Source organism: Streptomyces sp. NPDC053048, assembly GCF_044547045.1.
Taxonomy (GTDB): Bacteria; Actinomycetota; Actinomycetes; order Streptomycetales; family Streptomycetaceae; genus Streptomyces.
Genome location: NZ_JBITZS010000006.1, coordinates 214981 through 229127 on the forward strand (window position 1 = coordinate 214981; position 14147 = coordinate 229127).

Consider the following 14147-nt stretch of genomic DNA (forward strand, 5'->3'; position numbering starts at 1 on the left):
GATCGCAATGAGCGAGCAGTCCGCACGGCGCGCGATCGTACTCGGCGGCAGCATGGCGGGCCTCTTCGCCGCCCGCGTCCTGTCCGAGTCGTACGCGGAGGTCACGGTGATCGACCGTGACGAGCTGACCGGAGTGACCGGTCCGCGCCGCGGCGTCCCCCAGGGCCGCCATGTGCACGGCCTGCTGTCGCGAGGACAGCAGATCATCGAGGAGCTGTTCCCGGGCCTGACGGACGAGCTGACGGCCGACGGCGCGGCCAGGGGCGACGTCGGCCACGACGTGCGCTGGTACATGAACGGCGAGCAGTTACGGCGCAGCCGCACGGGGCTGGTCGCCCTGACCTCCCGCCGGCCGTTCCTGGAGCGCCACGTCCGCGACCGCGTGCGGGCCCTGCCGGGCGTCACCTTCCTCGAGCAGTGCGACGTGCTGCGCCTGCGGGCAGCGCCCGACCGCGGCCGGATCACCGGCGTGTGGGTGCTGCGGCAGGAGCCGGGCAGCGCCGAGGAGGTGCTGGACGCCGACCTGGTCGTCGACACCACCGGCCGCGGCTCGCGCACCCCGGCCTGGCTGGAGGAGCTCGGCTACCCGCGCGTGGAGGAGGCCAAGCACCGGATCGGCCTGGGCTACACCACCGGGCACTACCGGATGCCGGAGAGCTTCTACGGCGACGACATGGCGGTCAACGCCGTCGCCTCGCCCGACGTGCCCCGCGGCGTGATCGTCAGCAAGGTGGACGGCGACCGGAGCGTGGTGACCGCGTACGGCATCCTCGGCGACCACCCGCCCACCGACACCGAGGGCTTCCTCTCCTTCGTCAAGTCCCTGCCGGTGCCCGGCGTGTACGAGGCGCTGGTGGAGGCCGAGCCGCTGGACGAGCTGGTGGCCTACCGCTTCCCGGCGAACCTGCGCCGGCACTACGAGCGGATGACCCGCTTCCCCGACGGGCTGCTGGTCATGGGCGACGCGGTGTGCAGCTTCAACCCCTCCTACGCCCAGGGCATGACCGTCTCCGCCCTGCAGGCGCTCTCCCTGCGCGGCCACCTGCGCGAGGGCTCGGAGCCGGAGCCCCTGCGCTACTTCCGCGACCTGGCGAAGGACGCCGTCGACGGCGCCTGGTCGATGTCCCTCAGCGGCGACCTCGCCTTCCCCGGGGTCGAGGGCGAGCGCACCGAGGAGATCCTGGCGGGCCACGCCTACCTGGGCCGCGTCCAGGCGGCGGCCGTCCACGACCCGGCGGTCGCGGGCGCCCTCACCCGCGTGATCGGTCTGGTGGATTCGCCGGACGCGCTCACGACCCCCGAGATCGAGCAGGCGCTGCTCCGCCACGAGGAGCGGTTCCCGGACAACGAACAGGTGAAGCACATGCGCATTCCCGTGGGCGACCTCGTCTTCGACGCCGACGTCAGCGGCCCCGAGGACGGCCGGCCCGTCCTCCTCCTGCACGGCTTCCCGCAGAGCCGTCGGTCCTGGCTGGAGGTCGTGCCCCTGCTGAACGCGGCCGGGCTGCGCACCATCGCCTTCGACCAGCGCGGCTACTCCCCCGGCGCCCGCCCCTCGGGCGTGGACGCCTACACCCTGCCGAAGATCGCCGAGGATGCCGTGGGCGTCCTGGACGCCCTGGGCCTTCAGTCGGCGCACGTGGTCGGCCACGACTGGGGCGCCATCGTCGCCTGGTACCTGGCCGCCCGGCACCCGGAGCGGGTACGCACCCTGACCGCGGTGGCCTTCCCCCACCTCGACGCCTACCAGCACGCGTTCCGCAACGACCCCGAGCAGCAGAAGAGTTCGGAGTACGTGGACTTCCTGACCGCCCCCGGGCGGGCGGAGGCGATGCTGGCGGACGGGGCGGTGGAGCTGCGCAAGTGGTACCACGTCGCCGACACGGTCCTCACCGAGGAGCAGATCGACCGGTACATGGCCGTGCACACCCGGCCCGGCGCCCTGGACTCCGCCCTCAACTGGTACCGCGTCGGCACCCTCTTCGACGACAGCACCGGCGGCATCGGCAAGGTGCCCGTCCCCACCACGTTCATCTGGAGCCGGGCCGACCCGTCGGTCAGCAACCTGGCCGCGGAGAAGACCGCCGAGTACGTCACCGGCCCGTACCGCCTGGTGACGCTCGAGGAGGCCTCGCACTGGCAGCCGGAAGAGGTGCCGGAGACGGTCGCCGAGGAGATCGCCCGGCAGGTGCGCACGCACGACGCCGACGCCGGCTGACCGGCGCCCCCTCCCCCTCCCCCTTCCCACCCCACCGACACACGACGCAGGAGATACGGACATGAGCGGGCTGAACGGCAAGACGGCGCTGGTGACCGGCGCCAGCCGGGGCATCGGCCGGAGCGTCGCCGCGCGGCTGGCCGCCGACGGCGCGCTGGTCGCCGTGCACTACGGCGCCAACGAGGCGGCGGCCAAGGAGACCGTCGACGCGATCGAGGCGGCGGGCGGCCGCGCCTTCGCCTTCCGCACCGAGCTGGGCCTGCCCGGCGACGCCGAGGCGCTGTGGGCGGCCTTCGACGAGCGGATCGGCGAGCACTCCGACCGGCCGGGCCTCGACATCCTGGTCAACAACGCCGGGATCCTGGTGGAGGGCTCCATCTCCGAGGTCGACCCCGAGGGCTACGACAAGGTCTTCGCCGTCAACGCCAAGGCCCCGTACTTCATCATCAAGCACGGCCTGGAGCGGCTGCGCGACGGCGGCCGCATCATCAACATCTCCTCCGGGGTGACCCGGGTCGCCTACCCGCCGATGACCGCCTACGCGGCGTCCAAGGGCGCGCTCAACACGCTCACCCTGACCCTGGCCCAGACGCTGGGCGCCCGCGGCATCACCGTCAACGCGGTGACGCCCGGCATCATCGAGACCGACATCGCCCCGTACCTGGCGGACCCGGAGACCCGCAAGGCCATCTCGGCGTTCTCGGTCTTCGACCGCATCGGCCAGACCGACGACGTCTCCGGGCTGGTCGCCTTCCTGGCCTCGGACGACTCCCGCTGGGTCACGGGCCAGATCATCGACGCGACGGGCGGCACGGGCCTGGGCCTGTAGCAAGCGCTCGGCGGGCCGCGAGGCGCGTGCGTGACGAAGCCCCTGACGGAAAAGGCCGTCAGGGGCTTCGCGCCGTCCCGCGTCCGCCGGACCGCTACGGCTTGCGGACGGCCATGGAGTGGGTGAAGACGTTCTTGGGGTCCCACTTGGCCTTGACCGCCTGCAGGCGGGCGTAGTTGTCCTTGAAGTACAGCTGGTGCCAGGGCACGCCCGAGGTGTTGATGGACGTGTCGCCCATGTCGGCGTCGACGTAGTTGATGAACGCGCCGTCGTTGACCGCGTCGGGGCGCGGGACGCCGCCGGTCGCCGCGTAGACGTCGCGGTAGAACTCCCGGATCCACTGCAGGTGCTTGGCGTCCTGGGTGGCGTCGTTCCACAGGCTGACGTAGAGCAGCTTGACGACCGAGTCGCGCTGCGGGACGGCGGTGTCGGCGGGGGCGACCTTGTTGATGCGGCCGCCGTAGCTGGCGAGCACCACCAGGCCGGTGGGGTTGTCGTAGTCGGTGCGGGTCAGGTGCTTCCAGAAGGCCTGGAGCTGGGCGTCGGGGAAGGTCTTGCGCAGGTAGGCCGACTTCGCCTTCCAGCGGGCCGTGGTGCCGCCGACCCAGCCCGCCCACTGGGTGACGTTGTACAGCCAGGGCACCTTCTTGCGGTCATTGACGCGGTACTTCAGGCCCGTGCCCTCGTTGACCGCGGCCAGGTAGGCGTCGAGGAGCTTGTCGGCGTCCGGGACGGAGGCGTCGAGCTGGGTGCTCATCTGGAAGGACCCGGCCGACCGGTGCTGCGGCTTGAGGTGGCTGAACAGGCCGGCGTAGGGGCTGCCGTCGGCGGAGTTGTTCTCGTGCCACTGGCTGAAGTTCTTCAGCAGCCGGGTGAACGCCGCCTCGGTCATGCCGTCCCACGACCAGGAGACGTCGCTGACGACGACCTCGGAGGGCGGCTTGGGCAGCAGGGCGGAGGGGTCGGTGCCGGTGGCGCCCGGGGAGCGGAACCAGTAGCGGGTGATGACACCGAAGTTGCCGCCGCCGGCGCCGGTGTGGCCCCACCACAGGTCGCGGTTGGGGTCGCTCGCCTCCCGGGTGGCGACCACCTTCTGGGCCCGGCCCGCGGAGTCCACCACGACGACCTCGACGGCGTAGAGGTGGTCGACGATGAGCCCGTGCATCCGTCCCAGCGGCCCGTAGCCGCCGCCGACCACGTGCCCGCCGGCGCCCACGGTGGGGCAGGTGCCGCCGGGCAGGGTCACGCCCCAGCCCTTGTACAGCTGCCGGTAGACGGTGCCCAGCAGGGCGCCGGGCTCGACGGCGAACGCGTTGCGCGTCCGGTCGAAGGTGACCGACGTCATGCGGCCCATGTCGATGACGACCCGCACCTCGGGCCGGGTGACGAAGTCCTCGTAGCAGTGCCCGCCGCTGCGGACGGCGATCCCCTGGCCCTTGTCGACCGCTTCCTGGACGACCTGCACCACCTGGTCGGCCGAGGAGACCACCCGTATCGCGTCGGGGGTGCCCACCCAGCGCAGATTGACCCCCTGGGACAGATCCGCGTACCGCACGTCCCCCTTCCGCACCAGGACGGCGACGCTCTCGGCGCCCTCCTCCCCCTCGAGCCCGGCGGCCACCGCCGGGGCCCCGACGGCGACAGGACCGGCCAACGCCGCCCCACCGGCCACGCCGGCACCCTGCACGAACCGCCTGCGCGATAAACCTGTCACGACCGCGAACCTCCACCATGAACGAATGTGATCAACATGCGTATGGATCTTGGCTATTGGAGGCGAATGTACTGGCCACACAATGACCGCCGCCCTCTGCGCAGTCACCGGAAGGTAGCCCTTCGGTCATGGCGCGGGGCCGATGCGGGGGGGCAAACGCAAAAGATCCCGCCCGATCTGACGATCGGACGGGATCTCCGCCTGGCTCCCATTCCGGTGCGGGAACCGCTTGTTGTGGACCTGAGGGGATTTGAACCCCTGACCCCCTCGATGCGAACGAGGTGCGCTACCGGACTGCGCCACAGGCCCTTGCAACGAGTGAAACTCTAGCATCCCCATCGGGGTGCCCGGAAATCCGCTCCCCCGCACCCCTCGCTGGTCAGCGAGGGAGAGCCGGGCGGAGCGGTCACTCGTTGGCGGCGCGGGGACGGTCGTCGTCGGCGTACTGGTCGAACAGGGGGGTGCGGCCGCGCTCGCGGCGCGGGCGGCGGGTACGGGCCGGGCGGCGCTCCTCGGCCGCCGGCTTGCGGTCGCCGGCCGGCTCGACGGTGCTGGAGCGCGCGGAGCTCCAGGTGTCCGGCCCGCCCACGCCGGCGCCTCCCGTGGCGCGCGGGGCGACGGGGGCGGAGACGTACGTGGGCAGCGGTACGGGCACGGGCTCCCAGCCCTCGCCGGGGCCGCGGTCGCGCTGCTGGTCGACCCACTCCGCGTGATCGGTCTGCTCGACCAGGGCGCGCCGGCCCGCGCTGTGCGCGGACAGGCCCGGCGAGGCAAGCGGCTGGTGGTGGACAACGGTGTCAGCGGCGGCGGTGTCGCTCTCCGGCGCCGCCGCGTGAGGGCGGGGTCGGCCCTCACGCAGCCGTTGGGCGGCCAGTTCGGCGCGGCGCTGGTCCATGGTGAAGGCGAACCGGCGGCGCTCCTGGATCCGCAGATAGACGATGTACGCGCTCAGCAGCACGGCCGGGACGGCCGGGGCCCACAGGAGGGCCATGCCGCCGACGCCCGCGACGACCGCGCCGACGGTGAAGGCCAGGAAGAGCAGCACGGTGGTGCGGCGACGCCGGGCGAGGACCTTCGAGCGGCGGGCGCGCTCGGCCGCCGACTGCGCCGTCTGCGCGGTGGCGGCGGGCGCGGCCGCGGCCGCCGCGGCGGGCTCCGGCCCGGACGCGGGCGCGCCGGAGGACCGGACGGCGACCGCTTCGGTCGCGGCGTCCGGCTCGGGCGCGCGGATCCCGGGCTCCCCCGGGTCCTCCGGCGCCTGGGCGTCGCCGGAGGCGCGCCCCTCGAGGTCCTTGGCGTAACGGCGCTCCATGCCCGCCCGTCCGGACAGGAGCCGGATGGCTGTGCTGAAGCGTTCCGTCGGACGGGCTTCATTGAGCTCGTCCTGCCTACGGAGCCACATCGGCACCAAGTAGGCGGCCCAGGCCCCGACGATGACTGCGTAGATCAGGCCGCTGCTGCTCACCCTTCACACGGTAGAGGGGGACGCGCGGGGGATTCCGCCAATTGGCGCGGTGTGTCGCACGATCCGGCTGATATCTCGAACTTTTTTTGTGATTGTTGAGACCGGAACCCTGCGAATACCGTCAATTGACAGTCGATTTCGAACGTTTATTTTATTTCCGGGGAGTGCCGGTGCCAGCGGGCCACCAGCCCCTCCGGGACCTCGTCGGCGGTCAGCGCGTAGACCAGGTGATCGCGCCAGGCGCCGTCGATGTGGAGATAGCGGGGGCGCAGCCCCTCCTCCCGGAATCCGAGTTTCTCCACCACCCGGCGGCTGGGCAGGTTCTCGGGCCGGATGCACACCTCCATCCGGTGCAGCCCGACCCGGTGGAAGCAGTGGTCCACCACCAGGGCGACGGCCGTCGGCATCACGCCCCGGCCCGCCACGGCCTCGTCCACCCAGTAGCCCACATGGGCCGAGCACATCGAGCCCCAGGTGATCCCCGCCACCGTCAGCTGGCCCACCAGCCTGCCCTGGTACTCGATCACGAACGGCAGCATGCGCCCGGCGTGCGCCTCGGCGCGCAGATGCCGGACCATCTGCCGGTAGGTGGGCCGCTGCGCCGGGAGCGCACCGGGGGGCGGCGGGGGGACGGTGGCCTCCCAGGGGCGCAGCCAGTCGCGGTTGCGCCGGTTGACCTCGCGCCACTCCCGCTGGTCGCGCATCTTTATGGGGCGCAGGGCGACATCGCCGTCCACCAGCGTCACCGGCCAGAAGCTCATGCGGTCACCGTCCGGAGGCTCACGCGGGGGTGCGCGGGTGGTCGCCGCCGTGGATCTGTTCCACCGCGTGCACCAGCAGGCGCTCGAGCACGGCCAGCCCGTCGCGCACCCCGCCGGTCGATCCCGGCAGGTTCACGACCAGTGTGCGCCCCGCGACCCCGGCCAGCCCCCGGGAGAGCGCCGCCGTGGGGACCTTCGCCAGCCCCTCGGCCCGCAGGGCCTCGGGGATGCCCGGGATCTCGTAGTCCAGGACGCGCCTGGTGGCCTCGGGGGTGCGGTCGGTGGGCGAGATGCCGGTGCCGCCCGTGGTCAGCACCACGTCGTAGGCGTCGGCGACCGCCTCGCGCAGGGCGGCCTCGACGGGGTCGCCGTCGGGGACCACGCGCGGGCCGTCGACGGCGAAGCCCATCGCCCGAAGGCCGGCCACCAGCAGCGGGCCGCCCTTGTCGGCGTAGACGCCCGCGGACGCCCGGTTGGAGGCCGTCACCACGAGCGCCCTCACGCGCGGCTCCACTTCCCGGACTTGCCGCCCGTCTTCTCCTCCACGCGGATGTCCGTGATCACCGCGTCCTTGTCGACGGCCTTGACCATGTCGACGACGGTCAGCCCGGCGACGGCGACGGCCGTCATGGCCTCCATCTCCACGCCCGTGCGGTCGGTCGTGCGCACCGTGACGACGATCTCGACGGCGTCGTCGGCGAGCTCGAGGTCGACCGTGACGCCGGACAGGGCCAGCGGGTGGCAGAGCGGGATCAGCTCGGGGGTGCGCTTGGCGCCCATGATCCCGGCGATGCGGGCGGTGGCGAGGGCGTCGCCCTTGGGGACGCCCTCGCCGCGCAGCAGCTCCACGACGCGCGGGGAGACCAGCACCCGGCCGCTGGCGCGGGCGGTGCGCGCGGTGACCTCCTTGGCCGAGACGTCGACCATGCGGGCCGCGCCCGTGTCGTCGAGGTGGGTGAGGTGCTCCTGGGCGCTGCTCATCGTTCTCCCGGTCCGGGCGGGCCCCTGTGGTCCTTGTGGGGAGCCACCGTACCCGGCGGGCCCGCCGGTCAGTCGAGAAGCACCACGTCCACTTCGGTGCCCGGGGCGACGGAGCCGGCGTCCTCGGGGACGACGATCAGGGCGTTGGCGTCGGCGAGGGCCTTGACCAGGTGGGAGCTCGCTCCGCCGACCGTCGTGACCTTGCCGTCGGCGTAGTGGCCGCGCAGGTACTGGCGCCGTCCCTTGGGCGAGGAGGCGACGCCCTCCGGGCACACCGCCCGTACCGTGCGGCGGTCGGCGAAGGGCTCGAGCCCCATCAGGGCGCGCAGGGCGGGCCGCACGAACAGCTCGAAGGAGACGTAGGAGCTGACAGGGTTGCCCGGCAGGGCGAACAGCGGGGTGCGCTCCGGCCCGATGCGGCCGAAGCCCTGGGGCTTGCCGGGCTGCATGGCCAGGCGGCGGAAGGAGACGGTGCCCTCCTCCGCGGCCAGCCCGGACAGGGCCTCCTTGACCACGTCGTACGCGCCCACGCTCACGCCGCCGCTGGTGACGACGGCGTCGGCGCGCACGAGCTGGTCCTCCAGGGTGGCGCGCAGCGTGACGGGGTCGTCGTCGACGGTGCCGACGCGGTAGGCGATGGCTCCGGCGTCGCGCGCGCAGGCGGTGAGCATGAAGCTGTTGGAGTCGTGGATCTGCCCGGCGGCCAGGGTCTCCCCGGGCGGGACGAGCTCGCTGCCGGTGGAGAGCACGACGACGCGCGGGCGGGGCCGGACCCTCACCGAGGCCCGGCCGACGGCGGCGAGCAGGCCGAGCTGGGAGGGGCCGAGGACGGTGCCGGCGCGCACGGCGATCTCGCCGGCGCCGACGTCGCTGCCCCGGTCGCGGATGTGGGCGCGGGCGGTGACGGGGCGGTGGACCCGGACCTCGCCGAGGCCGCCGTCCTCGTCGTCCCCTCCGGGCAGGCCGCCCTGGCCGGCCATCGTGGTGGCCGGACCGCCGCCGGTGCCGCCGTCGGTCCACTCGACCGGCACGACGGCCTCGGCACCCGGCGGCACGGGCGCACCCGTCATGATCCGCACGGCCTCGCCGGGGCCCACGGCGGGCAGCTCACCGCTGCCCGCCGCGATGTCACCGACGATCGTGAGCACCGCCGGGAACTCCTCGCCCGCCCCCTCGACGTCGGCGACCCGGACGGCGTAGCCGTCCATGGAACTGTTGTCGAAGGGCGGCAGGGCGGCGGGCACGGTGACGTCCTCCACCAGCACACAGCCCTGGGCGTCCAGCAGTTGCAGCTCGATGGGCTCCAACGGGCGGATCTTCCCGAGGATGTCGTCGAGGTGCTCCTCCACCGACCAGAGACGGTCCTCCCTGGCGGCCGTGACGCCGGTGCTCGTGCCGGTGCTGGTGCTCAAAGCGCTACATCTCCTCGGTGACGTAACTTCGAAGCCAGGCCCGGAAATCCGGCCCCAGGTCTTCACGTTCGCATGCCAGTCTGACAATGGCACGCAGATAGTCACCACGGTCCCCGGTGTCATAGCGCCGGCCCTTGAAGACGATGCCGTGCACGGGGCCGCCGAGGCCGGGCTCCGCGGCGAGGGCCTGGAGGGCGTCGGTGAGCTGGATCTCGCCGCCGCGGCCCGGCTCGGTCTCGCGCAGCACGTCGAAGACGGCCGGGTCGAGGACGTACCGGCCGATGACGGCGTAGTTGCTGGGCGCCTCGTCGGGGTCCGGCTTCTCGACGAGGCCGGTGATCTGGACCACACCCTCGGTGTCGGTGGGCTTGACGGCCGCGCAGCCGTAGAGGCCGATCTGCGCGTGGTCGACCTCCATCAGGGCGATCACGCTGCCGCCGTGCAGGCGCTGGATGTCGACCATGCGGGACAGCAGCGGGTCGCGGGCGTCGATCAGGTCGTCGCCGAGCAGCACGGCGAAGGGCTCGTCGCCGACGTGCGGGGCGGCGCACAGCACGGCGTGACCCAGGCCGCGGGGGTCGCCCTGGCGGACGTAGTGCATGGTCGCCAGGTCGCTGGACTCCTGGACCTTGGCGAGGCGGGAATCGTCGCCCTTGCGCCGCAGCGCCTCTTCGAGCTCGTAATTGCGGTCGAAGTGGTCCTCGAGCGGCCGCTTGTTCCGGCCGGTGATCATGAGCACGTCGGAGAGACCCGCGTGCACCGCTTCTTCCACCACATACTGGATCGCCGGCTTGTCGACGACCGGGAGCATCTCCTTGGGTGTGGCCTTGGTGGCCGGCAGAAAGCGGGTTCCGAGCCCGGCGGCTGGGATGACAGCCTTGCTGATCCGAGGGCGCGATTGAGTCATGGGCCGAACACTATCCGTTGAGATTGAGCGGAAGATGTGACTCCGCCGAGTATGACCTGAGGTGAGGAGTTCGTACGAACAATGATCGAAGCCATGGGAATTCCGGACGCTCCCCAGCCTAATAAAGGCGGGTTGCGGCGCTCCCTCCTGGCCGTGAGATCCGGGTTGACCACAGGTGACATCGAGGCCGCGGAGGCGGCCCTGGGGCGGCGGGCGCTGGAGCTGCCGGAGCTCGCCGGGGCGCGCACGGTGGCCGCCTACGTCTCGGTCGGCAGCGAGCCGGGCACCCGGGCGCTGCTGGACGCGCTGCGCGCGCGGGGCGTGCGCGTCCTGCTGCCGGTCCTGCTGCCCGACAACGATCTCGACTGGGGCCTGTACCGGGGCCCCGGGCACCTGGCACGGGCCGCCAAGGGCCTGCTGGAGCCCGACGGCGAGCGGCTGGGCCCCGAGGCCGTGACCGCCGCCGACGCCGTGCTGCTGCCGGGCCTGGCCGTGGACGGCCGCGGGCTGCGGCTGGGGCGCGGCGGCGGCTCGTACGACCGCGTGCTGGCCCGCCTGGAGCGGTCGGGGGCGAACCCCGCGCGCGTGGTCCTCCTCTACGACAACGAGGTGGTCGCGCGGGTCCCGGAGGAACCGCACGACCACCCCGTGCACGCGGTGGTCACCCCTGGCGGGGTGCGCCGTTTCGGCTAGCGCCGGGCCCGTGGGGCCCGGCGGCCGCCGCTACGGCTTGAGGGTGAGCGTCGCCTTCGCCGTCTTCTCGACCGCGCCCGCGCTGTAGGACCACGGCAGCAGCTCGCCCTTGGCCCACTTGTCGGTCTGGTCGTAGTAGTGGGCGTTGTAGGCGTGGCCCGAGGCGCCGGTGAGGTTGATCCAGCGGGACTTGTCGAGGTCGTCGAGGTTGACGACCATCCGCATGGACGGCACCCAGATCACGTCGTAGCCGCCGGCCGCGTTCCAGCCGGCCGCGTTGACGGTGGCCTCGCCGCCGGCCAGGTTCCACGGACCCCGGTTGAGCATCCACTTCACGATGCCGGAGCCGTCCTTGCCGAGGGTCTGGTTCTTGAGGTTCAGCTGGTGCAGCCGGCCCCAGCTCCACTGGGTGACGTCCTTGCCGAGCTTGGACGTCAGCTCCCAGCGCGCGTCCTTCATGGCGCGCTCCAGCAGCTCGTCACGGTTCTTGGCGCCCGGGTTGGTGCGGGTGCCGTTGGTCTTCCACCAGGAGTCCTCGGGCTTGTCGAGGATGGTGCGGACGACCTCGGACCAGCGGTCGCCGCCGTCCGGCTGGGCGACGTCGCCGTCGCGCTCGCCGCACTCCAGGACCAGGCGGGTGTTGCCGTCCAGGTCCTCCTGCGGACGCGAGTCGTCCGCCGGGCGCACCCGCAGGCACTGGCCCTTGACCCGCAGCTCCTTGGGCAGCTTGTTGCCGAAGGCGAGCTTGAGGGTGTTGCGCCAGACCGCGTTGAAGTACGCGGCGGCCGCCGAGTCGGCCTCCTGGTTGTAGTCCCAGTCCTTGAGCAGCTTCTGCGCCTCGCGGACGTACTTCGTCTCGCGCTCGTTGGCGCCCTTGACGTCGATCTTCAGCAGGTAGGGCGTCAGCAGCGCGGCGATCTCGCTGCGGTTGTCCAGCTGCATCTTCTGCATGTCGTCCGTCGAGATCTTCCCGCCGTCCTTGATCTTCGACTGGATGAGGTCGTTGATCCGCTGGCTGCGGGCGCCGTAGCCCCAGTCCTGGGTCAGCAGGTAGGGGTACTTCTTGTCGGCGACGGCCTGGTTGGCGGTGACGATGTAGCCGCGCTTGGGGTTGTAGTCGTACGGCAGCGCGGACTGCGGGATCCAGCCGGACCACTGGTAGGCGGGATCCCAGCCGGGGGCCGGGGTGCGGCCGTCGGGGGCCGGCGCCTGCGCGTCCGTCTTCCCGTCGGTCCTCGCCTCGTCCCTGGCGTCGACCTTGCCGTCGCCGTTGGTGTCGGTCTTGGCGGGAGTGCCGTTGGCGCCGGTCTGGCCGCCCGGCTGGCCGGCCGTCTGGCCGTTCGCCTGGTCCTCGCCCTTGGCCTCGCCGCCCTTGCCGCGGACCGGGATGCGGCCCGGGGCCTGGTAGCCGATGTTGCCCTTGGTGTCGGCGTAGATCAGGTTCTGCGAGGGGACGTCGAAGTCGGCCGCCGCCTTGCGGAAGGACGCGAAGTCGTTCGCCTGGTTCAGGGCGAACAGGCCGTCCATCGTCTTACCCGGGTCCAGCGCGGTCCAGCGCAGCGCTATCGCGTAGCCCTCCGCGCGGTCGGGTGCCGGGTCCTTGACGGGCGCCTTGGCGCCCACCTTGACCAGCTCGTCGTTGCGGTCGGAGACGATCGGGCCGTTGTTGGTCTCGCGGACGGTGATCTCGCGGCTCTTCTCGCCCGCGACCTTGATGGTCTCCTTGCGGGTGACGAACGGCTTCTGCTTGCCGTCGAAGAGGTAGGAGTCGGCGGTGACCTTCTCCAGGAAGAGGTCCGAGACGTCGGCGCCCAGGTTGGTCATGCCCCAGGCGATGTCCTTGTTGTGGCCGATGACCACGCCCGGCATGCCGGAGAAGGTGTAGCCGGCGACGTCGAACGGGCACTGCGCGCTCGTCCTGTTGCAGTGCAGGCCCATCTGGTACCAGAGCGAGGGCATCTGCGGGGCGAGGTGCGGGTCGTTGGCCAGCAGCGGCTTGCCGGTCGTCGTGTACTGGCCGGAGACCACCCACGAGTTGGAACCGATGCCGTTGCCCGCCGGGCCGAGCAGCGCCGGCACCTTCTGCAGGGAGCTCGAGAGCGAGGCCAGGCTGGAGCGCAGGCCGCCGGCCGCGGCGCCGCCGGTGGCCGGGTTCTGGCCGCCGGACGACTGCGTGCCGCCGGTGGCCGCGCCCTTCGGGTCGAACGCCTTCGTCGCGGAATCAACGGTTCCGCCCTCGACTATCGGCTTGTTCCGCTCGTACGGGTACGAGGGGTACAGCTGCTCGATCTGCTGCGGGCTCAGGCGCGAGGCGGCCAGCGACCGGTCGATCTCGTTCTGCATGTTGCCGCGCAGGTCCCAGGCCATGGCCTTGAGCCAGGCGACGGAGTCGACCGGGGTCCAGGGCTCGGGCTTGTAGTCGTTCTCGAACTCCAGGGCCGCGTACTCGACGGACAACGACTTGCCCTTGTGGTCCTCGAGGTAGGCGTTGACCCCCTCGGAGTAGGCCTGGAGGTATTTCTTGGTGGCCGGCGACAGCTTGCTGTCGTACTCCTGCTGGGCGACCTTCCGCCAGCCCATGGTGCGCAGGAAGGCGTCGGTCTCGACCTGGGAGGAACCGAACATCTCGGAGAGCCGTCCCGCCGTCAGATGACGGCGGACGTCCATCTCCCAGAACCGGTCCTGCGCCTGCACGAAGCCCTGGGCGCGGAAGAGGTCCTCGGCGTTGTCCGCGTAGACCTGGGGGATCCCGTGGTCGTCGCGGACGACCTTCACCTCGCCGGACAGTCCCTTGAGCTGCAGGGTGCCGTCGGTGGTGGGGAAGGAGGCGCGCACGGTACCGACGCTCCAGTACGCGCCGTAGGCGACGCCCGCCACGAGCAGCAGCACGATGGTGATCACGAGCAGGCGGGCGCGTCGCCCCTTCTTCTTCTTGCCGGGGCCGTTCTTGTTGGCGGGCATCGCTGTCCTTAGAGGGGCAGGTGGTCCTGGAATGCTGGAAGCAACCATAGGCGCAGGGCGCACAACGCCCGGACGCGGTGCCGTGCAGGAGCCACCGTCGCGACGACGCGACGTCAAGAACGCGTAAAATATTAGCTGAGCAAATTAACTTGTCGTCGGCCCCGGGCCGACCGGAGGCCTTTCCGGACGGACGGAAGGACCCGACG

General features: G+C 71.8%; 11 protein-coding genes and 1 tRNA gene. 3 read left to right on the plus strand and 9 right to left on the minus strand.

All coding sequences use genetic code 11. The annotated features are described in order from the left end of the window. Positions 1–7 precede the first annotated feature (7 nt). A complete protein-coding gene (locus ACIG36_RS17600) occupies positions 8–2218 on the plus strand; it encodes an alpha/beta fold hydrolase (RefSeq protein ID WP_399928144.1) in 2211 nt (736 codons plus the stop codon). Between the two features lie 61 nt (positions 2219–2279). Continuing rightward, positions 2280–3047, plus strand: a complete 768-nt coding sequence (locus ACIG36_RS17605; RefSeq protein WP_399928147.1) for an SDR family oxidoreductase — start codon at positions 2280–2282, stop codon at positions 3045–3047. 94 nt (positions 3048–3141) lie between these two features. Here ACIG36_RS17605 and ACIG36_RS17610 read toward each other — a convergent pair whose 3' ends face one another. The 8 genes from ACIG36_RS17610 to galU form a co-directional block, all read right to left on the minus strand. Next, positions 3142–4761: an FAD-binding oxidoreductase gene (locus ACIG36_RS17610; protein ID WP_399928150.1), complete on the minus strand. Its 1620-nt coding sequence runs from the start codon at positions 4759–4761 to the stop codon at positions 3142–3144. A gap of 235 nt (positions 4762–4996) precedes the next feature. Further along, positions 4997–5070, minus strand: a tRNA-Ala gene (locus ACIG36_RS17615). A 97-nt stretch (positions 5071–5167) separates the two neighbouring features. Then, on the minus strand, positions 5168–6226 hold the full coding sequence (gene glpR / locus ACIG36_RS17620) for a gephyrin-like molybdotransferase receptor GlpR (RefSeq protein ID WP_399928153.1): 1059 nt from the start codon (positions 6224–6226) through the stop codon (positions 5168–5170). Between the two features lie 146 nt (positions 6227–6372). Continuing rightward, on the minus strand, positions 6373–6987 hold the full coding sequence (locus ACIG36_RS17625) for a GNAT family N-acetyltransferase (RefSeq protein WP_399928155.1): 615 nt from the start codon (positions 6985–6987) through the stop codon (positions 6373–6375). Positions 6988–7006: 19 nt separating this feature from the next. Beyond that, positions 7007–7501 carry a molybdenum cofactor biosynthesis protein B gene (locus tag ACIG36_RS17630; RefSeq protein WP_399928157.1) on the minus strand — a complete coding sequence of 165 codons (495 nt, stop codon included), beginning with the start codon at positions 7499–7501 and terminating at the stop codon, positions 7007–7009. Beyond that, positions 7486–7968, minus strand: a complete 483-nt coding sequence (gene moaC / locus ACIG36_RS17635; RefSeq protein ID WP_399928160.1) for a cyclic pyranopterin monophosphate synthase MoaC — start codon at positions 7966–7968, stop codon at positions 7486–7488. Before moaC ends, ACIG36_RS17630 begins: the two co-directional genes overlap by 16 nt. 68 nt (positions 7969–8036) lie before the next feature. Next, positions 8037–9380 carry a gephyrin-like molybdotransferase Glp gene (gene glp, locus ACIG36_RS17640; RefSeq protein WP_399928163.1) on the minus strand — a complete coding sequence of 448 codons (1344 nt, stop codon included), beginning with the start codon at positions 9378–9380 and terminating at the stop codon, positions 8037–8039. A gap of 4 nt (positions 9381–9384) precedes the next feature. Then, positions 9385–10287, minus strand: coding sequence for a UTP--glucose-1-phosphate uridylyltransferase GalU (galU, locus tag ACIG36_RS17645; protein WP_399928165.1), 903 nt, complete (start codon positions 10285–10287; stop codon positions 9385–9387). A gap of 93 nt (positions 10288–10380) precedes the next feature. Between galU and ACIG36_RS17650 the strand changes: the two genes are divergently transcribed. After that, complete coding sequence (locus ACIG36_RS17650) at positions 10381–10980, plus strand: 5-formyltetrahydrofolate cyclo-ligase (protein ID WP_399928926.1); 600 nt, start codon at positions 10381–10383, stop codon at positions 10978–10980. Between the two features lie 30 nt (positions 10981–11010). Here the strand turns inward: ACIG36_RS17650 and ACIG36_RS17655 are convergent, their stop codons facing one another. After that, on the minus strand, positions 11011–13941 hold the full coding sequence (locus ACIG36_RS17655) for a penicillin acylase family protein (protein ID WP_399928167.1): 2931 nt from the start codon (positions 13939–13941) through the stop codon (positions 11011–11013). Between the last annotated feature and the right edge of the window lie 206 nt (positions 13942–14147).